This is a genomic window from Pseudomonas sp. HD6515 (assembly GCF_024971855.1).
Taxonomy (GTDB): domain Bacteria; phylum Pseudomonadota; class Gammaproteobacteria; order Pseudomonadales; family Pseudomonadaceae; genus Aquipseudomonas; species Aquipseudomonas alloputida.
Map to the genome: position 1 here is coordinate 1,584,756 of NZ_CP079827.1, position 23,804 is coordinate 1,608,559.

Below are 23,804 nucleotides of genomic sequence, written 5' to 3' on the forward strand. Positions count from 1 at the left end.
CTGTCACGCCTTCAAACACTTCATCTCGCTCAAATGGGTACGCACCTTGCTCAGCCGTTCCTGCAGGAACCGCCGCTGTTGCGGCGTGCTTTGCCGCACCAGGTCCACCAGCAGGCTGCGCGCCTGTCGCTCGGTATTCTGATACGCCGCCCGGTACTCGGGTGTCCACAAACTCTCCTTGCGCTGCAACAAGGTCGCCAGGCGCGGCTCGAAGCTGGAGTCGTTGCGCTGGTTCATCGCCAACAGCAGTTGCTGTTGCCAGTGTGCACGGTTGGCGATCCATTCACGGTTCTGGTCACCCAGCGCTTGAGACCAGGTCTGGATGCGTTGCTTCTGTACCGCCGTCAACTCGCCAAACCATGGCGTCAGGCGTTTTTCCATGCGCTCGCTACGGCGGGCCATCTGCTTCGGCAATGGCGTATCCACATACTGCTTTTGCCGCTCACTGATGTCATCGCGGAAGGCTTCACGCATCTGCGCTACCTGGTCGTCGCTCATGCCGCGCAGCAGTTCGGTGGCCGAAGGGGTGATTTCCTCGGCCACCCGACCAATTGCCTCACGGACCTCCCGGGTGCTTTGCTGCAGCGCTTGGTCGGTGACCTGGTCGTCGGCGACCAGGTCACGTAGCCGGTCGAGCCAGTCGAGGTAGCCGGGCAGTTGAGTCTTGCAATGCCAGGCCAGGTGCTCGCGCAACCGATCGTCCAGCAGCGCCCTTTGCTCGCGGTTCATGTCCAGGTAGTCGCTCAGCGACCACGGCACCAGGCGGTCGAGGTTGCGATAGGCCAGGTCGATGCGGCTGCAGGCGGCCAAGGCCAGGGCGAAGCCGATGGCGATAAGCAGGGCTTTGGGCAGGCGTAGCGGCATGTGCTGTTCCTTCCTCAGGCTGGCCAGAAGGTAGATGCAAGTGCGGCCTGGCGGTTCCACTGCATGAGTGGTCGGGCCATGTGGTGGCTTCAGGTGTAGAATAGCCGCCTTGTCTTGAGGATCATCGGAAATGGCTCTGCTTGGGCGTTACAACAGTTTGCAAATCGTGAAACACGTGGACTTCGGTCTGTACCTGGACGGCGCCGCCGATGGCGAAATCCTGCTGCCCGGGCGCTACATCCCGAAAAACGCCGAGACCGAGGTCGATGACTGGTTGAACGTGTTCATCTACTTGGACAGCGAAGACCAGCTGATCGCCACCACCGAGAAGCCCAAGGTGCAGGTTGGCGAGTTCGCCAGCCTGAAGGTCAAGGACATCAACGGTGCCGGTATCTTCCTGGACTGGGGCCTGTCCAAGGACTTGCTGATGCCGTACTCGGAAGAGGCTCGGCCGCTGAAGATCGGTGATTACTGCGTGGTGCACGTGTACCTCGACAAGCGCACCCGCCGGATCACTGCCACGTCGCGCCTGGACCGCTACCTCGATGTCACCCCGGCCGACTACAAGGTTGGCCAGCCGGTCGAGCTGCTGGTGGCCGGCGAAACGCCGATGGGTTTCAAGGCCATCATCAACAACCGCCACTGGGGCCTGATCCACAAGAACGAGGTGTTCAAGTTCTTGCGCTCGGGCATGCACGAGAAGGGTTTCATCAAGGAAGTGCGCCAGGACGGCAAGCTTTCACTGAGCCTGCAGCCGGTAGGCGCCGCCCTGGCGGACACCCTGCAAGAGCAGATCATGGCGCGCCTGGAAGCCGAAGGCGGGGTGTTGGGGGTGTGCGACAAGAGTGACCCTGCGTTGATCAGCAAGCTGTTCAACGTCAGCAAGGGCAACTTCAAGAAGGCCATTGGCGGGTTGTTCAAGCAGGGCCTGATCGTCATCCATGACGATCGCATCGAGAAAGCCTGACGGCCTTACGCCTGTACGAAGTTGCGGAAGTCCAGCTGCTCGCCACCCGGACGGGTGTCGCGCAGCAGCGAGTCACGGTCGGCGCTGAGGGCCAGGCTGATGGTGGAGCGGCGCTTGCCGGGCTTGCGCACTTCCATTTGCTCCAGGTGAGCCTTGAGGAAATTGGTGGGCACCTTCAGGTGCTGCAGTTCATCGCTTTCTGGCGTGTGCAGCAGCAGGTTGACCCAGTCGGCCTGGCCCTTGCCCAGCAGTGCCACTGGCACTTCGAACCACCACAGGTTGCGTTTGTTGTCCAGGATGGCGAACAGGGTATTGCTGCTGGTCAGCACCGGCCGGGCCAGTGCTTCGTTGCGCCGGGCGATGGCGGCGGGTTTGTCGAGTTTCATGCAGGTTCCTGCGAGTTGACGCTATGAAGGCCTGCATTGTGAGGGGTGGCACGGGGCGGGGCAAGGTTTGTGACTTGCGGTGCCTGTGCCGGCCTCTTCGCGGGCTTGGGCGGTATTCGCCTGCCGTTTTACCGTTCGGCTTCTGGCCGGAAAATCCGTTGAAACTCCTGGCCCAGGCGTTGGGTCAACCTACTGTCGACACGGTTCACGTGTCTCCATTTGCAGGAGTTTTGCCATGAGCGGTACTAAAGACAAAGCGAAAGGCTTGGCCAACGAAGCGATCGGCAACGTGAAACAGGGTGTTGGCAAGGTGACCGACAACGACAAGCTGCGGGCCGAAGGCAAGGCGCAGGAGCTTAAAGGCGAGGCGCAACAGATCAAGGGCAATGTGAAGGATGCGGTGAAGAAGCCTTGACTTGAGGTGAGGCGGCCTGTGCCGGCCTCTGGCGGGTAAATCCGCGTAGAGGCCGGCACTATTCGTAAGCAAATTCTTCAATCACGGCCGGGAGCAGCACAGCACGGGCACGGTCTATTAGACTTGCCTGTGTAACGATCAAGCGGCGAAAGGAGACGCTATGATTTTCCCCGACCTGCGCGGCTTGCCCCTGCACCGCGTGCTGGTTCGCACCGTCAAGGAATTCCTCGACGACGAGATGTCCACCTATGCCTCAGCGCTGGCCTATCAGGCGCTGTTCTCGCTATTCCCCTTCCTGTTGTTCCTGATTGCCCTGATCGGTTTCCTGCACTTGCCGGACTTTTTCTCCTGGCTGCGTCTGCAATCGGAACTGGTGTTACCGCCCCAGGCGCTGGAGCAGGTGAACCCGGTGATCGACCAGTTGCAACAATCCAAGGGCGGGCTGCTGTCGGTGGGTATCGTGATCGCCCTGTGGACCGCCTCCGCCGGCGTGCGCCTGATGATGAGCGCCATGAACGCCGCTTACGATGTGCCCGAAGGGCGCCCGGTGTGGAAGCGTATCCCGCTTTCCATTTTCTACACCGTGGGCCTGGCTGGCATGCTGCTGGCGGCCGCAGCACTGATGGTGCTGGGCCCGCAGGTGATGGAATGGATAGCCGCCCAGATCGGCATGCAGGAGTTCATCGTCACACTGTGGACCATCCTGCGCTGGCCGGTGATCATCATTCTGCTGATGGTGGCAGTGGCCCTGATCTATTACGTGATGCCTGATGTGAAACAGCAGTTTCGCTTCATCACCCCGGGTTCGGTGCTGGCGGTTGTGGTGTGGATCGTGGCCTCACTGGGCTTTGCCTACTACGTGAAGACCTTTGCCGACTACAACGCCATGTACGGCAGCATTGGTGCAATCATCGTGCTGTTGCTGTATTTCTATATTTCGGCTGCCGTGCTGCTGCTCGGCGCCGAAATGAATGCGGTGATCGAGCACATGTCAGCCGAAGGCAAGAACCCGGGCGAGAAAGACTTCAACGGGGAAAAGCCCAAGGAAACCTTGACTGTACTGGGTCACGAGCACCCGAACCCGAGCAAGCCTCATAGCGTCGAGCCGAACCCCTGATGATCCGTGACATTCTCAAGATGGGCGACGAACGCCTGCTGCGCATCGCTCCGCCAGTGCCCGAGCACATGCTTGGCAGTGCCGAACTGCAGCAACTGATCGACGACATGTTCGAAACCATGCGTCACGTAGGCGGTGTGGGCCTGGCCGCCCCGCAGATCGGCATCGACCTGCAGTTGGTGATCTTCGGCTTCGAGCGCAGCGAGCGATACCCCGATGCCGAGGCGGTGCCGCAGACCATTCTGCTGAATCCGGTCATCACCCCGACCTCAAGCGAGATCGAGGACGGCTGGGAAGGTTGTCTGTCGGTGCCTGGCTTGCGCGGCGTGGTGCCGCGCTTCAAGCATATCGGCTACCAGGGCATCGACCCCCAGGGCAACCCGATCAACCGCTTTGCCGATGGCTTCCATGCGCGGGTGGTGCAGCACGAGTGCGACCACCTGATCGGCCGGCTATACCCCTCGCGCATCCAGGACTTTGCCAGGTTCGGCTACACCGAGGTGCTGTTCCCTGGGCTTGAGGTCAGCGACGACTGACCTCGCTGCAGGGCTACCAGGCGTTTGTTGCGCTGATAGCGAAGCAGGCGGCTGGCCAGGGCTTCTGGCAGCTGTTGGGCCAGGTCGAAACCCAGGCGCTGGTAGAAGGGCGTCAGGTCGGGATGACAGAACAGCCAGACGGGCCCGTCAACCTGCGCCAGTGCTGCCTCGATCAACTGCGCGGCCACCCCTTGGTTGCGTCGCTGCGGGGCGACGAACAGGCCCGTCAGCCAGAATCCCTCACCCACCGCACTCAGGCTCAGCCCGGCGATGATGCCAGGGGCCCGCGCTACCCACAGCTCGGCGTCGCTTGCAGCGCGCATGCGTGAGCTGTGCTGGCGGTAGAAGTGGTCCAGCAAACGGCGTTCTGTGTCCGAAAGCGTCGAACAGGACAATTTTTCAGAAATGGTGAGTCCTACCCTGAAACGTGGCCAGAGGCTCTGGCCTGATGATTTGCGGCCACTTTGTCGCAGATTGTTGCAAAACCGGCAAGGGTGAATATCCGACTCCGGGGTTCAACTATTACTGGCCGGGAGTAGAATTTTCTTCATCCCCCCTGGCAGTACGAAGCGGGATCGGTACTTCGTGCCATCTAGACCCTAGATGACAACTTCTCCGCGCCGGATACGGCAATAGAAGTCAATCGATCAGCTTGAACGCTCTAAAGGCAAAACCACATGAAACCATTACTGATTCTTGCATTGGTCGGTATGTCCTCGTTCGCCCTCGCCGATGAGGCCAAACCCGTCTCCAGCGAGCCTGTGGCTCAGCAGTACGACTACTCGATGAACCTGGACATCAAGCGGGTGATCAACCTGTCGACCATCCCCAATGTCTGCGAAGTGGTACCTGCGACCATGACCTATGAAGACCATCAGGGCCAGGTGCACACCATCCAGTACCGTGCCATGGGAGAAGGTTGCCAGCAGGGTTGACTGGCGGTGCCCGCCACAGGGGCTGAAAACGCTGTGGCGGGCACTTGCTGGCCCCGATCCGATCTCCCAGGTGCTCCGCCAATACAGAATAATGTCCCCGCCTGTCGAATCCTCCGCTTCCCGTTCGACCATAGCTGAAGGCACGCGTCACACACCGTGCCCCCTATGATCTGTCGGAGGTACCCCCGATGAGCACCGCAGCCGAATCCGAAATCCGCCAATTGATCGAGCGCTGGATGCAAGCCGTGCGCGATCGCGACATCCCGGGCATCATCGCCCCCTATGCCGACGATATCGTCGCCTTCGATGCCATCCAGGCTCTGCAATTCAAAGGCAAGTCCGCCTACACGGCGCACTGGGAAATGTGCATGGGCATGTGCACCGGCCCCATGGTGTTCGAACTTGCCCAACTTACCGTGTACGCCGCTGGCGATCTGGCCCTGGCCCATTGGCTGAACCGCTGCGGCCCGGGCGACGACGAAAGCCAGTGCGGCTTCATGCGCGCCACGGTGGGCTATCGTCGTCAAGGCGGCCAGTGGCAGGTCATCCACGAACACTGGTCGGCGCCTTTCGACATGGAAACGCAAAAAGCCCTGTTCGATCTCAAGCCCTGAGCCTTTATCGCCAAACGCACTTTGCCAATGCCTTGGAGGCGACCATGAAATACCTGTGCCTGGTCTATTGTGACGAGGGGCTGTTGCACAGCCTGCCCGACAGCCCGGCAGACGCTGAATGCATGGCCTACGCCGAAGCCATTCACGGTTCCGGGCGCATGCTGGCGGCCGAGGCGCTGAAGCCGGTGCAGACGGCCACCACGGTGCGTATGCGTAACGGGCGCATGAGCCTGACCGACGGCCCGTTCGCCGAAACCAAGGAGCAACTGGCGGGCTTTTACCTGGTGGAGGCCCGCGACCTCAACGAAGCGCTGAATATCGCCAAGGGCATCCCTGCTGCGCGGGTCGGCAGTGTCGAGGTGCGACCGGTGCGCGAGCTGCAACCCTGACAGCCAAGGAGAACCATTAGCATGAGCCTTGCCCCCATTGCCCAGGCGCAACACGAGTTGTCCATCAACCGCCTGATCGACGCCCCACCGGCCAAGGTATTTCGCGCCTGGACCGAACCCCAGTGGCTGATGCAGTGGTGGGGGCCGCGCGGCATGACCACCCCGGAGTGTGAGATGCAGTTGTGGGCCGGTGGCCTGTTTCGCACCCTGATGCGCGCGCCGGATGGCAGCGAGTACCCGAACCAGGGCGTTTTCCTGGAAATTGCCGCGCCACGCCGGCTGGTGTTCACCGATGCCTTCGGCCCCGGTTGGGTGCCGTCGGACAAGGCCTTCATGACCGCCGTGATCAGCTTTGACGAGGAACAGGGCAAAACCCGCTACACCGCCCGTGCCTGGCACTGGAATGCCACCGACTGCCGTGCCCATGAAGAAATGGGCTTCCACCAAGGCTGGGGAGAAAGCCTGGACCGCCTGGTGGAGGTGGTGACCCAGCGGATGCCCGACTGATGGCAGCACTGGCCCAGGTGAGCGCCGAAGTCGAGGCCGTGTACCGGCAGGAGTCGCGGCGCATACTGGCGACACTGATCCGCTTGCTGGGTGATTTCGACCTGGCCGAGGAGGCCATGCATGACGCCTTCTTCATTGCAGTGGAGCGCTGGCAACGCGACGGTATCCCCGCCAACCCGCGAGCGTGGCTGGTCTCTGTCGGGCGCTTCAAGGCCATCGACGCGCTGCGCCGGCGCGTCCGCTTCGACCGCTCCCAGGCGGACTTGAGCATGCTGCTGGATGGTCAGGCGCAGGACCCCAGTGAAGAAGAACTGCTGGCGGATGACCGCCTGCGGCTGATCTTCACCTGTTGCCATCCGGCCCTGTCGGCCGACGCTCAGGTGCCATTGACGCTTCGCGAAGTCTGCGACCTGACCACCGAGCAGATCGCCCGCGCCTTTCTGCAAAGCCCGACAACCATCGCCCAGCGGATCGTGCGTGCCAAGGCCAAGATCCGTGACGCGGGCATACCGTACCAGGTACCCGAGCTCAATGAGCTGCCCGAGCGCCTGGAAAGCGTGTTGCGGGTGATCTACCTGGTGTTCAATGAGGGCTATTCGGCGTCATCGGGCGAAACACTGCTGCAGCAGGAACTGAGCGATGAAGCCATTCGCCTGGCGCGGTTGCTGGTGCAGTTGCTGCCCGACCCGGAGGCGGTCGGCCTGCTGGCGTTGATGCTGCTGCAGGCGTCCCGGCAGCGGGCGCGCATCGATGGCCAAGGCGATTTGGTGGTTCTGGAGCAGCAGGACCGTAGCTTGTGGGACCGGCAGTTTATTGCCGAAGGCTGTGCTCTGGTGCGCCAAGCCCTGCAGAGCCGTGCGTTCGGTGCCTATACCGTCCAGGCGGCGATTGCTGCCGTGCATGCCGAAGCGGCGACGGCTGAAGAGACGGACTGGGGAGAGATCGTCGGCCTGTATGACGTGTTGCAGCGGTATTGGCCGTCAGCGGTGGTGGCGCTGAACCGGGCGGTGGCGCTGGCGAAGCGGGATGGGCCGGAGGTTGGCCTGCGGGAAGTCGAAGGGATCCTGGCGCGGGGGGAGTTGCTGGACTATCACCTGGCACATGCGGCGCGCGCCGAGTTGCATTGCCAGCTGGGGCAGGTAGAAGAGGCGCGAGCGGCCTGGCAGCAGGCGCTGGCCTTGACCCGACAGGCGCCTGAGCGGCGGCATATCGAGCGGCGTTTGCAGGCTATCGAATGATGTGGGGGGGCCGGCTCTGTGCGGGCCAGCCCATATCCCACAGGATGCCCGCTAAATCAACGAATTAGCGGGTTACCCAGGAGAGCAGCCTTGAAGTAGGTGCTGGCTGCATCACACTTCAGCTCGCCACAAAATTCGGCGGCGACACCAGCTCGACGGTCTGCTGCTTGCGCGGCGCCAGGATCTCGGCTTCACCCGCGACCACCAGCTCGTCGTTCTGGTTGTAGACGTTGGTGGCGATGCGCACCTTGAACTTGGGCAGCTTCTCGAGGATTTCCAGGCGCACGGTCAGGGTGTCGCCAATTTTCACCGGCTTCTGGAAGCTCATCTGCTGGCCCAGGTAGATGGTGCCAGGGCCAGGCAGTGTGCAGGCCACTGCCGCACTGATCAGCGCGCCGCTGAACATGCCATGGGCAATACGTTCGCGGAACATGCTCTTGGCGGCGAACTCGGCATCCAGGTGAACCGGGTTGTGGTCACCGGACATCGCAGCGAACAGTTGGATGTCGCGTTCTTCAACGGACTTCTTGTACTCGGCCTTCTGGCCGACTTCGAGGGCTTCGTAAGGCGTGTTGGTGACCTGGGACATCGATGCTTCCTTAAGCGTTGGGCGAGGGCGGCTATCATTCACTGCGCGCAGGGCGGCCAAGGGCCAGCGCCTGTTCAAGCCAGCCGAGAATATCGGCGATGACCTCGCCACGGTTGGTTTCGTTGAGTACTTCATGCCGCGCCTCAGGATAGACGCGCAGCTGTACATGTCGGTTGCCGGTCGCGCGCAGGGCGTCGGCCAGATGGGTGAGACGCTTGCCGGCACTGACCGGATCACATTCACCGCCGATCACCAGCATCGGCAGGTTGGGATCGATCTGCGCGAGGTTACCCGGCTGACTGATCTGCGCCAAGCCTTGCAGCAGGTCGAGCCACAACTGGTTGGTGCAGCGAAAGCCGCACAACGGGTCATTCACGTACTGATCGACCTCGCCCGGGTCGCGGCTGAGCCAGTCGAAGGCTGTGCGGTTGGGCTTGAAGGCGTTGTTGAACGAACCGAAGGACAACCATTCGATCAGTGCACTCTTGCCCAGTGGCCCCTGGCGCCAGGATTCCAGCCGGGCAATCAGCCGCGCAAAGCGGTACAGCACGGCCGGTTGGTAGTTGGAGCCGCTGAGGATAGCCCCGTGCAGGCTGCCACTGTGATGCAGCAGGTACGCCTGGGCGATATAGCTGCCCATGCTGTGGCCGAACAGGAACAGCGGCGTGCACGGGTACTGCTGGCCGATATGCTGGGCCACACATCCCAGGTCGTTGACCACGGCATTCCAGCCATGATGGCGGGCGAACAGGCCGAGGTTGCCCAGCTCGGCAGTGCGCCCGTGGCCACGCTGGTCGGCAGCGAACAGGGCAAAGCCGGCCTCGCTCAGGGCCTGGCCCAGGCGCTGGTAGCGCCCGGCATGCTCGGCCATGCCATGGGCCAGCAGCACCACGGCCTTTACCGGTTTGGCCGGCAGCCATTGGTGTACGTACAGGCTGCAGTGCTCACTGGCGGGCAGCCAGAAGGCGTCGTGGGGCATGGCGGGTCCTTGTGCGCGCAATTACCCGAACAGTGTATGCACAACCGGCCGGATTGCAGGAGGGGCACAAATAAGATTCACAATGTTAATGGCGGCACTTGGCGTATATGCCACCTTGGGTTTACCTGCTAACGTCGAATCAACGCCTTTTCGCCAGCAGGCGGTCAGGTAAAGGATTAAAGGACGCAGTGCAGGTCCAGGCAGAGGAACAATAATAAATGCAAGCCGATTTCTGGAATGACAAGCGCCCGGCAGGCGTGCCTTCCACCATCGACATCAATGCCTACGCCTCGGTGGTCGAGGTGTTCGAGCGCTCCTGCAAGCGTTTTGCCGACCGCCCGGCGTTCAGCAACCTGGGCGTGACCCTCAGCTACGCGGAACTGGAGCGCCATTCGGCAGCCTTCGCTGCCTGGTTGCAGCAGCACACCGACCTCAAACCGGGTGAGCGCATTGCCGTGCAGATGCCCAATGTGCTGCAGTACCCCATCGCCGTATTCGGTGCCATGCGCGCCGGGCTGATCGTGGTCAATACCAACCCGTTGTACACCGAGCGCGAGATGCGCCACCAGTTCAAGGACAGTGGCGCGCGTGCGCTGGTGTACCTGAACATGTTCGGCAAGCGCGTGCAGGAGGTGCTGCCCGATACCGGTATCGAGTACCTGATCGAGGCAAAGATGGGCGACCTGCTGCCGGCCGCCAAGGGCTGGCTGGTCAACACCGTGGTCGACAAGTTGAAGAAGATGGTGCCGGCCTACCAGTTGCCCCAGGCGGTGCCGTTCACGCAGGTGCTGCGCGAGGGCCGCAGGCTGTCGCCCAAACCGGTGTCGCTGAACCTCGATGACATCGCCGTGCTGCAGTACACCGGCGGCACCACCGGCCTGGCCAAGGGCGCCATGCTCACCCATGGCAACCTGGTGGCCAACATGCTGCAGGTGCTGGCCTGCTTCTCGCAGCACGGCCCCGATGGGCAGAAGCTGCTGAAGGACGGCCAGGAAGTGATGATCGCGCCGCTGCCGCTGTACCACATCTATGCCTTCACCGCGAACTGCATGTGCATGATGGTCACCGGCAACCATAACGTGCTGATTACCAACCCGCGGGATATTCCCGGCTTCATCAAGGAGCTGGGCAAGTGGCGTTTCTCTGCCTTGCTGGGTCTCAATACCCTGTTTGTCGCACTGATGGACCACCCGGGCTTCCGTCAGCTGGACTTCTCGGCGCTGAAGGTCACCAACTCTGGTGGCACCGCGCTGGTCAAGGCCACCGCCGAGCGCTGGGAAGACCTTACCGGGTGCCGCATCGTTGAAGGCTACGGCCTGACAGAAACCTCGCCGGTGGCCAGCACCAACCCCTACGGCCAGCTGGCGCGTCTGGGTACGGTGGGCATCCCCGTGGCGGGTACTGCGTTCAAGGTCATCGATGATGATGGCAACGAACTGCCGCTGGGCGAGCGGGGCGAGCTTTGCATCAAAGGCCCGCAGGTCATGAAGGGTTACTGGCAGCAGCCCGAGGCAACGGCCCAGGCACTGGACGCAGAAGGCTGGTTCAAGACCGGTGATATCGCGGTGATCGACCCGGACGGCTTCACCCGCATCGTCGACCGCAAGAAGGACATGATCATCGTCTCGGGCTTCAATGTGTACCCCAACGAAATCGAGGATGTGGTGATGGGGCATCCCAAGGTCGCCAACTGTGCGGCTATCGGCGTGCCGGACGAGCGTTCCGGCGAGGCGGTCAAGCTGTTCGTGGTGCCGCGCGAGGGGGGGCTGAGCGTTGATGAGCTGAAGGCCTACTGCAAGGCCAACTTCACCGGCTACAAAGTACCCAAGCACATCGTGCTGCGCGAATCGTTGCCCATGACGCCGGTGGGCAAGATTTTGCGGCGGGAGTTGCGCGATATAGCGTGATACCGGGATGGCTTCTTCGCGGGTAAACCCGCTCCTACACCGCCAATGTAGGAGCGGGTTTACCCGCGAATGCCTCTAAACCGCTCTAAAAGGCCATATACAGCCTTATCTGCGACATTTTGGATAATTACTCTAAAAATGACCTGTATTGTTCATTGAGTCATTTTTGTGACCGCAAGGCCTGTTTTGGCCTCTAGGCGACCCCAGACAAAGCTGTTACTCTCGGCCCGCTTCCAGATGATCCGGTTTGCAACGAACCGTCATCTCATATCAATAATAAGCGCATCGACGCGTGAATCGAACTTCGCTGTTGCTGAAGGAGTGGGCTTCCATGATCGAAAATTTTTGGAAGGATAAGTACCCAGCCGGGATTACGGCGGAAATCAATCCTGACGAATTCCCCAATATCCAGGCGGTACTCAAGCAATCCTGCCAACGCTTTGCCGACAAACCGGCCTTTAGCAACCTGGGCAAGACTATCACTTATGGCGAGTTGTATGCGTTGTCGGGGGCGTTTGCCGCCTGGCTGCAGCAGCATACCGACCTCAAGCCGGGTGACCGCATTGCCGTGCAACTGCCCAATGTCCTGCAATACCCGGTCGCGGTCTTCGGTGCCATGCGTGCCGGGCTGATCGTGGTCAACACCAACCCGCTGTACACCGCGCGGGAGATGGAACACCAGTTCAACGACTCGGGTGCCAAGGCCCTGGTGTGCCTGGCCAACATGGCCCACCTGGCCGAAAAAGTGGTGCCCAAAACCCAGGTCAGGCACGTTATCGTCACCGAAGTGGCCGACCTGCTGCCGCCACTCAAGCGCCTGCTGATCAACAGCGTGATCAAGTACGTGAAGAAGATGGTGCCGGCCTACAACCTGCCGCAGGCCGTGCGTTTCAATGACGCCCTGGCGCTGGGCAAGGGCCAGCCAGTGACCGAGGCCAACCCGCAGGCCAACGACGTGGCGGTGCTGCAATACACCGGCGGTACCACCGGCGTGGCCAAAGGCGCCATGCTGACCCATCGCAACTTGGTGGCCAACATGCTGCAGTGCCGGGCACTGATGGGCGCCAACCTGCACGAAGGCTGCGAAATCCTCATCACTCCGCTGCCGCTTTACCACATCTATGCGTTTACCTTCCATTGCATGGCGATGATGCTGATCGGCAACCACAACGTGCTGATCAGCAACCCGCGAGACTTGCCGGCAATGGTCAAGGAACTGGGCAAGTGGAAGTTCAGCGGCTTTGTGGGCCTCAACACCCTGTTCGTCGCCTTGTGCAATAACGAGGCGTTCCGAGCCCTGGATTTCTCGGCGCTGAAAATCACCCTGTCGGGCGGCATGGCCTTGCAGCTAAGCGTGGCCGAGCGCTGGAAGGCCGTTACCGGTTGCGCCATCTGCGAAGGCTACGGCATGACCGAAACCAGCCCGGTGGCGGCGGTGAACCCGTCGGAAGCGAACCAGGTGGGCACCATCGGTATTCCGGTGCCGTCGACCTTGTGCAAGGTCATCGACGACGCCGGCAATGAGCTGCCGCTTGGCGAAGTGGGCGAGCTGTGTGTCAAGGGCCCGCAGGTGATGAAGGGCTACTGGCAGCGTGAAGATGCCACGGCCGAGATTCTCGACAGCGAAGGCTGGCTGAAGACCGGCGACATCGCCGTGATCCAGGCGGACGGCTACATGCGCATCGTCGACCGCAAGAAAGACATGATCCTGGTCTCGGGCTTCAACGTGTACCCCAACGAGCTGGAAGACGTGTTGGCGGCCTTGCCGGGCGTGCTGCAGTGCGCTGCCATCGGTGTGCCGGACGAGAAGTCGGGTGAAGTGATCAAGGTCTTTATCGTGGTCAAGCCGGGCATGACCGTGACCAAGGAGCAGGTGATGGAGCACATGCGTGCCAACGTCACCGGTTACAAGGTACCGCGCCACATCGAGTTCCGCGATTCGCTGCCTACCACCAACGTGGGCAAGATCCTGCGCCGCGAACTGCGTGATGAAGAGCTCAAGAAGCAAGGCTTGAAGAAGATCGCCTGACCATAAGCCTGCACGCTCAGTGTGGGAGCGGCCTGGTGTCGCGAAAGGGCCGCGAAGCGGCCCTGGGGTTTCGGCGGCGATGCAACAATGGCTGGGGGCGCTTTGCGCCCCTTTCGCGACATAAGGCCCCACAATAAGATGCCGCGCCGTCTTCAGACACTGTGAGCCCCTGTAGGCGCGGGTTTACCCGCGAATACGGTAGTGGCGACAACGGTGAACGGCGGGTGGAGATCGGTCAGCAGGGCCGGCTCTTTCGCGGGTAAACCCGCGCCTACATCCGCGCAACTCAGCGCAGTTTCTCGAGCATCTGGTAGTACCACATCCCCGCCGCCAGCAGCGGGTTCCCCAGCAAGTCCCCCATCGGCACCCGCACATGCTTGCACTGGGCAAAGGTGTCGAACTTCTCCAGCGTGCCGGTCAACGCTTCGGCCATGATCTCGCCCATGATGTGGCTGGTGGCAATGCCGTGCCCCGAGTAACCCTGGCAGTACCACACGTTGTCCGACAGCTTGCCCAGCTGCGGGATGCGGTTGACCACGATGCCCATGGCGCAGCTCCACTGGAACTCGATCGGCACCCCCTTCAATGCCGGGAAGGTGCGTTCGATGCAGGGGCGCAATTCGCCTTCGATGTCGCGTGAATCCTTGCCTGAGTAGTTGGCGCCGCCGCCGAACAGCAGGCGCTTGTCGGCCGTCAGGCGGTAGTAGTCGAGGACGAAGCGGCAGTCGTACACCGCCAGGTCCTGCGGGTTGATCTGCTCGGCCAGTTCACCCAGCGGCGCGGTGGTGACGATACCGCCCATGGCCGGGAAGATCTTGCCCTTGAGCTGGCGCTTTTCCAGCTTGTGATACACATCGCCGGCCAACATCACCTGGCGTGCCTCGACCCGGCCGTGGGCGGTAACCACCGCCGGGCGCGGGCCATGGACGATGTCCAGCACTTCGGAATTTTCGAATATCAGTGCACCCAGGCCATGCGCGGCACGGGCTTCGCCCAGGCACAGGTTGAGTGGGTGCAGGTGCAGGTTGCGCAGGTTCTTCAACGCACCCAGATAAAGCGGGCTTTGCAGATGCTCCGCCACTGCAGCGCGATCGAGCAGTTGCACCTGCTCGCCCATGCCGCGGCGCTGTGCTTCGGCCTCGAACGCACGCAGTTCGTTCATGTGCGAAGGCTTCATGGCTGCATGCAAATGGCCACGCTTGAGGTCGCAATCGATGCCATAGCGCGCCACGCGCTGCTCGATCACCTGGTGCCCGCGCCAGCGCAAGTGCCAGATGAAATCGTCCACTTCGGCGCCCAGGTGGTTGCGCATCTGCGAGCGCATGGCCTCGTCGCCCGACAGGCTGCCGGTGACCTGGCCGCCGTTGCGACCGCTGGCGCCCCAGCCGATACGGTTGGTTTCGACGATGGCGACCTTCAGGCCGCGCTCGGCCAGTTCAACCGCCGTGGCCACGCCCGTAAAGCCACCGCCGATGATCGCCACATCCACTTGCACCGTGCCTTTGAGTTGCGGGTACTCGCTGTGGTCGTTGAGGGTGGCGCTGTAATAGGACGGCGCGCGCTGCGCCGGGCCGTTGTTCAATGCTGCGTTCATGGGTGTTCCTTGTTTTGTAGGGGCTCAGGCCTGGTGCAGGTACCAGCGCCAGTCCTGTTCGCTGACTTCAGCCATGAACTGGCGGTACTCGGCGCGCTTGACCTTCAGGTACACGCCAAGGAAGTCTTCGCCCAGTGCTTCACGGGCCCATTCGGAATGTTGCAGGGCGTCGAGGGTGGTCAGCCAGTCGGTGGGCAGGTGTTCGGTGGCCTGAGCGTAACCGTTGCCTTCAACGGGGGCACCTGGGTCAAGCTGTTCGCGGATGCCGCGGTGGCTGGCAGCGAGGATCGCCGCTGCAGCCAGGTAAGGGTTGGCATCCGCGCCACAGATGCGGTGCTCCACATGGCGACTGTTGGCAGGGCCTCCTGGCACACGCAGGCTCACGGTGCGGTTGTCCACGCCCCAGGTTGGCGCCAGGGGCGCATAGCTGTTGGCCTGGAAACGTCGGTACGAGTTGGCGTTGGGGCAGAACAGCAGCAGCGAGTCGCGCAGGTGGCGCAGCATGCCGGCCACGGCCTGGCGCAGCAGCGGGGTGCCGGCCTTGTCTTCGCTGGCGAACAGGTTGTTGCCGGCGCTGTCGGCCAGGCTCAGGTGCATGTGCATGCCCGTGCCGGCCAGTTGGGCAAATGGCTTGGCCATGAAGCAGGCCTGCATGCCGTGAGCATGGGCCACACCTTTTACCAGGCGCTTGTAGCGCACCGCCTGGTCCATCGCCTGCAGCGCATCGCCATGCTCCAGGGTGATTTCCACCTGGCCCGGGGCGTACTCGGAAATGGCCGTGCGCGCCGGGATGCCTTGGGCCTTGCAGGCAGCGTACAGGTCGGCGAGGAACGGTTCGATCTGCTCCAGTTCGCGCAGGCCATAGACCTGGGTGCTGCGTGGGCGACCGCCATCGTTGTCCAGTGCCGGTTGTGGGCGGCCCTGGGCATCACGCTGCTGGTCAAGCAGGTAGAACTCCAGCTCGCAGGCCATCACCGGGTGGTAACCATCGGCCTTCAACGCTTCGATGGTGCGCAGCAGCACATGGCGTGGGTCAGCGATGCTGGCCGGCAGCCCCTCGCTGGGGTGCATGCTCACCTGCACTGCAGCGGTGGGCACCCGGCGCCAGGGCAGCCGCACCAGGCTGTCGTCAAGCGGATAGGCACGGCAGTCGATATCGCCTACGTCCCACACCAGGCCGGAGTTTTCCACGTCGTCGCCATTGAGGGTCAGGCCAAGGATGGTGCTGGGCAGTGGCCGGCCTGTCTGGTACACGGCCAGCAGTTCCTCGCGGTGCAACAGCTTGCCGCGTGGCACACCGTTGGCGTCGAGGATGAACAGTTCGAACAGCTCGATATCGGGGTTGTCGGCCAGAAAACGGGTAGCCTGCTCTACAGGGGCAAAGTGCATGATCAATTCGCTCATAGGCGCGCAGGGCCACCGCGCAAGCAGGCGGCCCAGTTGAGTCAAACGGCCAGACGGTGGCCGGGTTTGGTCACAATGGCGTGAGCGAGGTGTCCGGTGGGCGCGCGTGACGGCAGTGCCACAAGGCCCAGAAGGCGAGGATGATGTGGACCAGCGGATTTTCCCCGGCACGGCTCCGGGCCTTCGGCAGCGAAGGGCGGGACGACGGTGGGGCGATAGGCTGGGCGGGAGTCATGCCTTTGATACTCACATGCGGCGTAAGGTTGATTAAAGCAGTGAATGGCAACCTTTACATCGCACTTGGCTAAACATTCTGGTGAAAGCATCACGGTCAAAGTGGGAGCGGGCTTGCGTCGCGAAAGGGCCGCGTAGCGGGCTCCGGCCATCAGCGACCATTCAGAAGTTGCTGGGGCCGCTTTGCAGCCCTATCGCGACACAAGGCCGCTCTCACAGGGCGCGTGCAAGCAGCAGAGAATCCGCAAATCTGCGACAATCGCCCGACTTTCCGAATGCCGATCATGAAAAAGCAGGCTCACCTGCATCACTAAAAAGCCCCATGACTGACCACGCCATCGACAAACTGCTGCAAAACCTCGACCACGCCATGATTGCCGACCGCCATCGCCTGCGCCGGCAACTGCACGAACTGCGCAAGCGCCCCGACGAGGCGAAGCTGGCGCAGTGGGTGGAGAAGGTCCAGGCCTCCTGCGCTCAGGTCACCGCGCGTCAGCAGAGTGTGCCGACCGTACGCTACGACGACAACCTGCCCATCGCCGCCAAGCGTGACGAAATCAAGAAGGCCCTGGCCGAAAACCAGGTGTTGGTGATCGCCGGCGAGACCGGCTCTGGCAAGACGACCCAGTTGCCGAAAATCTGCCTGGAACTTGGCCGTGGCAGCCATGGGTTGATCGCCCATACCCAGCCACGCAGGATCGCAGCGCGTAGCGTGGCCGCGCGAGTCGCCGAAGAGCTGGGCACGCCCTTGGGCGCGCTGGTCGGCTACCAGGTGCGTTTCGAAGACCAGAGCGATTCCAATACCTTGGTCAAGCTGATGACCGACGGCATCCTCCTGGCCGAAACCCAGCACGACCGTTTCCTTGAACGCTACGACACGATCATCGTCGACGAAGCGCACGAGCGCAGCCTGAACATCGACTTCCTGCTCGGCTACCTGAAAACGTTGCTGCATCGTCGACCGGACCTGAAGCTGATCATCACCTCGGCCACCATCGACCTGGAGCGCTTCTCCAGGCACTTCGACGGTGCGCCGATCATCGAGGTGTCCGGGCGCACCTTCCCGGTGGACACCTGGTACCGCCCGCTGACCAGCGAACAGGACGAGGAAGGCAACCAGATCGAGGATGACCTCACCGTCGATCAGGCCATCCTTGCCACCCTCGACGAGCTGGCGCAGCACGAGCGTAGCGAGGGCAAGGGGCCGGGCGATGTGCTGATCTTCCTGCCGGGCGAGCGGGAAATCCGTGATGCCGCCGAGATCCTGCGCAAGGCGCAACTGCGCCATACCGAGATTTTGCCGCTGTACGCGCGCCTGTCGCCGGCCGAGCAGCAGCGTATCTTCCAACCGCACACCGGGCGCCGCGTGGTGCTGGCCACCAACGTCGCCGAAACCTCGCTGACCGTGCCTGGCATCCGCTATGTGATCGACACCGGTACCGCGCGCATCAGCCGCTACAGCTACCGCGCCAAGGTCCAGCGCCTGCCGATCGAGGCGGTGTCACAGGCCAGTGCCAACCAGCGTAAAGGCCGTTGCGGCCGGGTCGAGCCGGGCATTTGCGTGCGTCTCTACAGCGAAGAGGACTTCACCAGCCGGCCAGCGTTTACCGACCCGGAGATTCTGCGCACCAACCTGGCGGCGGTGATCCTGCAGATGTTGCACCTGCGCCTGGGCGCAATCGATGCCTTCCCGTTCATCGAGCCGCCGGATGGCAAAGCCATCAGCGACGGCTTCAACCTGTTGCAGGAGCTTTCGGCGGTTAACCGCGAGAACCAGCTGACGCCAATTGGCCGCCAGCTGGCGCGCTTGCCGATCGACCCGCGGCTGGGCCGCATGCTGCTTGAAGGCGCGCGCCTGGGCAGCCTGCAGGAAGTGCTGATTGTCACCAGTGCGCTGTCGGTGCAGGACCCGCGTGAACGCCCTCCAGAACGCCAGCAGGCCGCCGACCAGGCGCACGCACAGTGGAAGGACGTGGACTCGGACTTCGCTGCGCTGGTCAACCTGTGGCGCGGCTTCGAGGAACAACGCCAGGCGCTGACTGCCAACCCGCTGCGCAACTGGTGCCGCAAGCAGTTCCTGAACTACTTGCGGCTGCGCGAGTGGCGCGATGCTCATCGTCAGTTGGCGCTGATTTGCCGTGACCTGCAGCTGACGGTGAACAAGGAACCGACTGATTACCAGAAGATGCACAAGGCAATCCTCAGCGGGCTGCTCAGCCAGATTGGCCAGAAGACCGAAGAGGGCGACTACCAGGGCGCCCGCCAGCGGCGCTTCTGGGTGCATCCATCGTCGGGCCTGGGACGCAAGCGCCCGCAGTGGGTCATGGCTGCCGAGCTGGTCGAAACCACCAAGCTGTATGCGCGCATGGTGGCCAAGATCGAGCCGGACTGGATCGAGCCGCTGGCCGGCCACCTGATCAAGAAAAACCATTTCGAGCCGCACTGGGAGAAGAAGCGCGGGCAGGTGGTGGCCTACGAGCAGATCACGCTCTACGGGCTGATCCTGGTCGGCCGTCGGCCGGTGCACTACGGCCCGATCGACCCGGCGACCTCGCGCGAGCTGTTTATCCGTGAAGGCCTGGTGGGTGGCGAAATCCAGTCGCGGGCCAAGTGCCTGGCGGCCAACAAACGCCTGCTTGAAGCGCTGGACGAGCTGGAAGCCAAGGCTCGCCGGCGTGACATTCTGGCTGACGAAGAAACGCTGTACGCTTTCTACGAAGCGCGCCTGCCGGCGGAAATCCACCAGACGGCGACCTTCGACAGTTGGTACCGCATGGGCAGCCAGAAGGACGCCAACCTGCTGATCATGCGCGAGGAGGACGTGCTGGCCCGCGAGGCCAGCGAAGTGACCGCCGCACAGTACCCCGACAGTATGCAGGTGGGCGATTTGCGCCTGCCGCTGAGCTACCACTTCGAGCCCGGCCACCCCCGCGATGGTGTGACGGTGCGGGTGCCGGCGCCGCTGTTGCCGAGCCTGCCGGGCGAGCGCCTGGAGTGGCTGGTGCCGGGCCTGCTGGAGGCCAAATGCGTGGCGCTGGTGCGCAACCTGCCCAAGGCCCTGCGCAAGAACTTTGTCCCGGTACCTGACTTCGTCAAGGCTTCGCTGGCGCGCATGACCTTCGGCCAAGGGGCGCTCCCGCAGGCCCTGGGCCAGGAGCTGCTGCGCATGACCGGTGCACGTGTGTCGGACGAGGCCTGGGACGAGTCGGTCAACCAGGTCGAAGGCCACCTGCGCATGAACATCGAAGTGGTCGATGGCCAGGGCAAGTTCCTTGGCGAAGGCCGCGACCTGGCGGAACTGACCGCGCGCTTTGCTGCCGCCAGCCAGGCTGCCCTGGCCGTGCCGCGTGACGCCAAGGGTGAGCAGCCGGTGCAGGCCAAGGCCTTCAGCGAAGTGAAGCAGACCGCCCAGCAGAAGATCGCCGGCCTGTCGATGACCGTGTACCCGGCGCTGGTGGAAGACAACGGCACTGTGCGTGAGGGGCGTTTCTCGACCCAGGCCGAAGCCGAGTTTCAGCACCGCCGCGCCTTGCAACGGCTGTTGCTGCAGCAACTGGCCGAGCCGGCCAAGTTCCTGCGCGGCAAGCTGCCGGGGCTGACCGAGCTGGGCCTGCTGTACCGTGAAATGGGGCGGGTCGAGGCGCTGGTCGAAGACATTCTGCTGGCCAGCCTGGACAGTTGCATCCTTGAAGGCGAACAACCGTTGCCACGTGATGGCGCGGCCTTGGCCGCGCTGGCTGAACGCAAGCGCGGCAGCTGGGCCGAGCATGCCGAGCGCCTGGCAAGGCAGACCCTGGAAGTGCTGAAGCTGTGGCATGGGCTGCAGAAGCGCTTCAAGGGCAAGATCGACCTGAGCCAAGCGGTGGCGCTGAACGACATCAAGCAGCAGCTGGGCAACCTGGTGTACCCGGGCTTCGTGCGCGAAACGCCTGGGGTGTGGTTCAAGGAGTTGCCGCGTTACCTCAAGGCGGTTGAGTTGCGCCTCGAGAAACTCGGCTCGCAAGTACAGAAGGACCGGGTGTGGAGCGGCGAGCTGGCCAATTTGTGGGCGCAGTACAAGGCCCGTGCCGACAAGCATGCCCAGGAAGGCAAGCGCGATGAGCAACTGACTGTGTACCGTTGGTGGCTGGAAGAATATCGCGTGTCGCTGTTTGCCCAGCAGTTGGGGACCAAGGTGCCGATTTCTGACAAGCGATTGAGCAAACAATGGAGTCAGGTGGAAGGCTAACCTCTATTATTTGTGGCAAACTTTGGGGCGTTTGGGGCCGCTTTGCGGCCCTTGGCGGGTGAGCCCGCCTTGCGGGGGTAAACGTAGGCCCCTGAATTGGCACTAAAGTGCCATTAACCTGTCATGTTTCCAGCCAGCGCCCTGTGGCGGTGGCCTTTGACCAGAGGAACGACCGTGCATAACGTCGTGATCAGCGGCACCGGCCTGTACACCCCGGCCCAGAGCATTTCCAACGAAGAGCTGGTGGCTTCCTTCAACGCCTGGTCGCAGCAGTTCAACCAGGACAACGCTGCCGCCATCGAGCGCGGTGAAGTCGAGGCGGCGCCGCTCTCCGACGCGGCGTTTATCGAAAAGGCCTCGGGCATCAAGAGCCGCTTTGTCATGGACAAGGCCGGTATCCTCGACCCGCAGCGCATGAAGCCGCGCTTGCCCGAGCGCAGCAACGATGAACCGTCGGTGCTGTGTGAAATGGCCGTGGCCGCTGCCCGCCAGGCCCTGGAGCGCGCAGGCCGAACGGCGGCCGATGTCGACGGGGTGATCGTCGCCTGCTCCAACTTGCAGCGCCCGTACCCGGCCATCGCCATCGAAGTGCAACAGGCACTGGGTGTCCAGGGCTTTGCCTTCGACATGAACGTGGCCTGCTCGTCGGCCACCTTCGGTATCCAGACCGCCGCCAACAGCGTAGCGCTGGGCCAGGCGCGGGCGGTGCTGATGGTCAACCCCGAGGTGTGCACCGGCCACCTCAACTTCCGTGACCGCGACAGCCATTTCATTTTCGGCGATGCCGCCACCGCCGTGTTGCTGGAGCGTGCCGACCAGGCCACTTCGGCGCACCAGTTCGACATCGTCAGCAGCAAGCTCTGGACTGAGTTCTCCAACAACATCCGCAACAACTTCGGCTTCCTCAACCGTGCGGCGGAAGAGGGTGAAGGCGCTGCGGACAAGCTGTTCATCCAGGAAGGCCGCAAGGTGTTCCGCGAGGTGTGCCCGAAGGTGGCCGAGCTGATCGGGGAACACCTGCAGGAGAATGGGCTGCAACCGGGCGACGTGAAGCGCTTCTGGCTGCACCAGGCCAACCTCAGCATGAACCAGTTGATCGTCAAGAAACTGGTGGGGCGTGAAGTGTCCGAGGAAGAGGCACCGGTGATTCTGGACCGTTACGCCAATACCAGCTCGGCGGGGTCGGTGATTGCCTTCCACCTGTACCAGGATGACCTGGCCAAAGGCTCGTTGGGCGTGTTGAGCTCGTTTGGTGCGGGGTATTCGATTGGTAGCGTGATTCTGCGCAAGCGCTGATTGAGCACAGGCCTGTTCCGGCCCCTTCGCGGGTAAACCCGCTCCTACGACGGGCCGTGCCGGACCGCCCATGCGTGTACACCACCGACCGTTGTAGGCGCGGGCTCACCCGCGAATACGGTAGCGCCGGCACCGGTGAACGCCCGGTAGAAAGTGGCCGATGCATTTCTGGCATGCAAAAAAGCGGGAAACGCCGGATGGGGTCGGCGTTTCCCGCTTCAGGTGAAGCAGAGCAGGGTGTTGCTTAGAACTTGGCTTCCAGGTCTACCTGCAGGGTGTCGACGTCAGCATTGCTGTTCGGCAGCTGCGACAGGTCGGTCTTGGCCATCAGGTAGGCAGCACCCAGGGAGAAGTTCTTGTCGATTTCGTAACCGACCTTGAACTTATGACCGCGCGAACCGGTGTAGCCGTTGCCGAAGTCCGAATCGGTGAACAGGCTGACCACCGCGTTACGCTGCACATCGCGGTAGTTGTAGTCCAGGCTCCAGGCACCCATTTTGGTTTTCAGGCCAGCCAGCCAGGCCTGATCTTCGCCGTCGGTGCTGTCGGTGTTCTTCACGTACTGGCCATAGGCCGACAGCGGAATCGCCAACCCAGTGAAGTCGATCTGGCCAAAGCCTTCCACCAGATTGAACTCGTTGGTGGTGTTGCCGAACGACTGCAGGATGGCGGCTTCCTTGTCGTTGTCGTAACCATAGATGCTGGCACCCACGGTGAGCTTGAGTACGTCGGCCGGCGCGAACTTGGCGCCCAACTGGCCGTGGTAGACCTGTGCATCGTGCTTGTACTGGACGCCGTCACCATCGACGTTGTCCTTCAAGGTGTACTGACCGGCGCTGGCAAACACTTCGGCCCCGCCCAGATCAGCCTTGTAAGTGGCCGCCACACCTTCCGGGTTGATGTCGCTATCCCAGATGATGTCGCCCATGCTCACCCAAGGCTGTTGCATCTTGCCGCCGATCAGGTGCAGGTTAGGGACTGCAGTCGGGTGCCAGTCGAGGTAGGCCAGGTCGACCCACAGCGACTTCTTGTCGAAGTAGTTGTCGAAGCTCTGGTTGGTCGAACGGCGGTCAGCGCTGCTGCCAGTGGCGATACGAACCCCAGCGTCAACCTGCGGGTTGATCTCGCTGTAGAAGCCGACACGGGCACGTACTCGCTGGCGGTCCTGGTTGCCGCTGCTGCTGTTCGGATCGTCGACGTTGACGTCTTCGTAACGCAGGCGCACGTCACCCTTGATCTGGGTCTTGGCGGCCCATGCCACTTTTTGTTCAAAGGAGCTCATACGTTCGGACTGAGCTTTCTGGTCGGCCTTTTCCTTGGTTTCTTTTGCCAGGTCGCCCTGCAGTTCGTTGTACTGCGCCTGGTTGATCGAGCCATTGGCGCGGAGCATTTCGAGCAGCTTGGCGTCGACAGCAGCACTGGCCGGGGCACTCAGGGCCAGCATCATGCCGGTGAGGCTTACTCCGGTAAGTGTGGAAACAAGACGCATAAGGTTCTCCCTACTGAAAAAAATGGGGGAGGCTCAAGCGCCTGCCCCTGCGTTGGCATGTCTTCGGAAAGGGCCTGAATAGACAGG

At 62.4% G+C, this 23,804-nt stretch carries 21 protein-coding genes; 13 read left to right on the plus strand and 8 right to left on the minus strand.

From position 1 onward, the window contains the following. Positions 1-3 precede the first annotated feature (3 nt). Positions 4-864: a DUF6279 family lipoprotein gene (locus KW568_RS07410; protein WP_004576046.1), complete on the minus strand. Its 861-nt coding sequence runs from the start codon at positions 862-864 to the stop codon at positions 4-6. 130 nt (positions 865-994) lie between these two features. Between KW568_RS07410 and KW568_RS07415 the strand changes: the two genes are divergently transcribed. Further along, positions 995-1,831, plus strand: coding sequence for a S1 RNA-binding domain-containing protein (locus KW568_RS07415; protein ID WP_004576047.1), 837 nt, complete (start codon positions 995-997; stop codon positions 1,829-1,831). Positions 1,832-1,836: 5 nt separating this feature from the next. On the opposite strand, the gene KW568_RS07420 is transcribed toward KW568_RS07415, so the two are convergent. Beyond that, positions 1,837-2,217 (minus strand): hypothetical protein, encoded by a 381-nt coding sequence (locus tag KW568_RS07420; RefSeq protein WP_003254641.1) that lies wholly within the window; start codon positions 2,215-2,217, stop codon positions 1,837-1,839. 235 nt (positions 2,218-2,452) lie between these two features. On the opposite strand from KW568_RS07420, the gene KW568_RS07425 reads away from it, so the two are divergent. From KW568_RS07425 to def, 3 genes are all read left to right on the plus strand, one after another. Further along, positions 2,453-2,632, plus strand: coding sequence for a CsbD family protein (locus KW568_RS07425; RefSeq protein ID WP_003254639.1), 180 nt, complete (start codon positions 2,453-2,455; stop codon positions 2,630-2,632). A gap of 160 nt (positions 2,633-2,792) precedes the next feature. After that, positions 2,793-3,749 (plus strand): YihY/virulence factor BrkB family protein, encoded by a 957-nt coding sequence (locus tag KW568_RS07430; RefSeq protein WP_004576048.1) that lies wholly within the window; start codon positions 2,793-2,795, stop codon positions 3,747-3,749. Further along, a complete protein-coding gene (gene def / locus KW568_RS07435; protein ID WP_003254635.1) occupies positions 3,749-4,285 on the plus strand; it encodes a peptide deformylase in 537 nt (178 codons plus the stop codon). The genes KW568_RS07430 and def overlap by 1 nt, the downstream gene beginning before the upstream one ends. On the opposite strand, the gene KW568_RS07440 is transcribed toward def, so the two are convergent. Next, complete coding sequence (locus KW568_RS07440; protein ID WP_003254633.1) at positions 4,240-4,644, minus strand: GNAT family N-acetyltransferase; 405 nt, start codon at positions 4,642-4,644, stop codon at positions 4,240-4,242. The two genes, def and KW568_RS07440, sit on opposite strands and share 46 nt — an antisense overlap. Before the next feature lie 318 nt (positions 4,645-4,962). Between KW568_RS07440 and KW568_RS07445 the strand changes: the two genes are divergently transcribed. The 5 genes from KW568_RS07445 (at position 4,963) to KW568_RS07465 (ending at position 7,968) form a co-directional block, all read left to right on the plus strand. Continuing rightward, positions 4,963-5,220 carry a DUF2790 domain-containing protein gene (locus tag KW568_RS07445; RefSeq protein ID WP_003254632.1) on the plus strand — a complete coding sequence of 86 codons (258 nt, stop codon included), beginning with the start codon at positions 4,963-4,965 and terminating at the stop codon, positions 5,218-5,220. Between the two features lie 188 nt (positions 5,221-5,408). Beyond that, positions 5,409-5,834, plus strand: a complete 426-nt coding sequence (locus KW568_RS07450) for a nuclear transport factor 2 family protein (RefSeq protein ID WP_003254630.1) — start codon at positions 5,409-5,411, stop codon at positions 5,832-5,834. Between the two features lie 44 nt (positions 5,835-5,878). Then, positions 5,879-6,223 carry a YciI family protein gene (locus tag KW568_RS07455; protein ID WP_003254628.1) on the plus strand — a complete coding sequence of 115 codons (345 nt, stop codon included), beginning with the start codon at positions 5,879-5,881 and terminating at the stop codon, positions 6,221-6,223. A gap of 21 nt (positions 6,224-6,244) precedes the next feature. Beyond that, positions 6,245-6,730, plus strand: coding sequence for an SRPBCC family protein (locus KW568_RS07460; RefSeq protein WP_003254626.1), 486 nt, complete (start codon positions 6,245-6,247; stop codon positions 6,728-6,730). Next, the gene (locus KW568_RS07465) at positions 6,730-7,968 is read left to right on the plus strand and encodes an RNA polymerase sigma factor (RefSeq protein WP_003254625.1); all 1,239 of its coding nucleotides are present in this window, start codon (positions 6,730-6,732) and stop codon (positions 7,966-7,968) included. The genes KW568_RS07460 and KW568_RS07465 overlap by 1 nt, the downstream gene beginning before the upstream one ends. Before the next feature lie 118 nt (positions 7,969-8,086). Here the strand turns inward: KW568_RS07465 and KW568_RS07470 are convergent, their stop codons facing one another. Then, positions 8,087-8,557, minus strand: a complete 471-nt coding sequence (locus KW568_RS07470; RefSeq protein ID WP_003254624.1) for a MaoC family dehydratase — start codon at positions 8,555-8,557, stop codon at positions 8,087-8,089. A 34-nt stretch (positions 8,558-8,591) separates the two neighbouring features. Continuing rightward, complete coding sequence (locus tag KW568_RS07475; RefSeq protein WP_004576049.1) at positions 8,592-9,536, minus strand: alpha/beta hydrolase; 945 nt, start codon at positions 9,534-9,536, stop codon at positions 8,592-8,594. A gap of 218 nt (positions 9,537-9,754) precedes the next feature. Here KW568_RS07475 and fadD2 point away from each other — a divergent pair, with 218 nt between their 5' ends. After that, positions 9,755-11,443: a long-chain-fatty-acid--CoA ligase FadD2 gene (gene fadD2 / locus KW568_RS07480; RefSeq protein WP_003254621.1), complete on the plus strand. Its 1,689-nt coding sequence runs from the start codon at positions 9,755-9,757 to the stop codon at positions 11,441-11,443. Positions 11,444-11,774: 331 nt separating this feature from the next. Next, on the plus strand, positions 11,775-13,472 hold the full coding sequence (gene fadD1, locus KW568_RS07485) for a long-chain-fatty-acid--CoA ligase FadD1 (RefSeq protein WP_003254620.1): 1,698 nt from the start codon (positions 11,775-11,777) through the stop codon (positions 13,470-13,472). Between the two features lie 286 nt (positions 13,473-13,758). On the opposite strand, the gene KW568_RS07490 is transcribed toward fadD1, so the two are convergent. Beyond that, positions 13,759-15,066 (minus strand): FAD-binding oxidoreductase, encoded by a 1,308-nt coding sequence (locus KW568_RS07490; protein ID WP_003254619.1) that lies wholly within the window; start codon positions 15,064-15,066, stop codon positions 13,759-13,761. A 24-nt stretch (positions 15,067-15,090) separates the two neighbouring features. Beyond that, positions 15,091-16,455 carry a glutamine synthetase family protein gene (locus KW568_RS07495; protein WP_004576863.1) on the minus strand — a complete coding sequence of 455 codons (1,365 nt, stop codon included), beginning with the start codon at positions 16,453-16,455 and terminating at the stop codon, positions 15,091-15,093. A 571-nt stretch (positions 16,456-17,026) separates the two neighbouring features. Between KW568_RS07495 and hrpA the strand changes: the two genes are divergently transcribed. Then, positions 17,027-20,932, plus strand: a complete 3,906-nt coding sequence (hrpA, locus tag KW568_RS07500) for an ATP-dependent RNA helicase HrpA (protein ID WP_004576865.1) — start codon at positions 17,027-17,029, stop codon at positions 20,930-20,932. Between the two features lie 174 nt (positions 20,933-21,106). Next, complete coding sequence (locus tag KW568_RS07505; RefSeq protein WP_003254616.1) at positions 21,107-22,228, plus strand: beta-ketoacyl-ACP synthase III; 1,122 nt, start codon at positions 21,107-21,109, stop codon at positions 22,226-22,228. Positions 22,229-22,472: 244 nt separating this feature from the next. Here the strand turns inward: KW568_RS07505 and KW568_RS07510 are convergent, their stop codons facing one another. Next, on the minus strand, positions 22,473-23,717 hold the full coding sequence (locus tag KW568_RS07510; RefSeq protein ID WP_003254615.1) for a putative porin: 1,245 nt from the start codon (positions 23,715-23,717) through the stop codon (positions 22,473-22,475). Positions 23,718-23,804 lie beyond the last annotated feature (87 nt).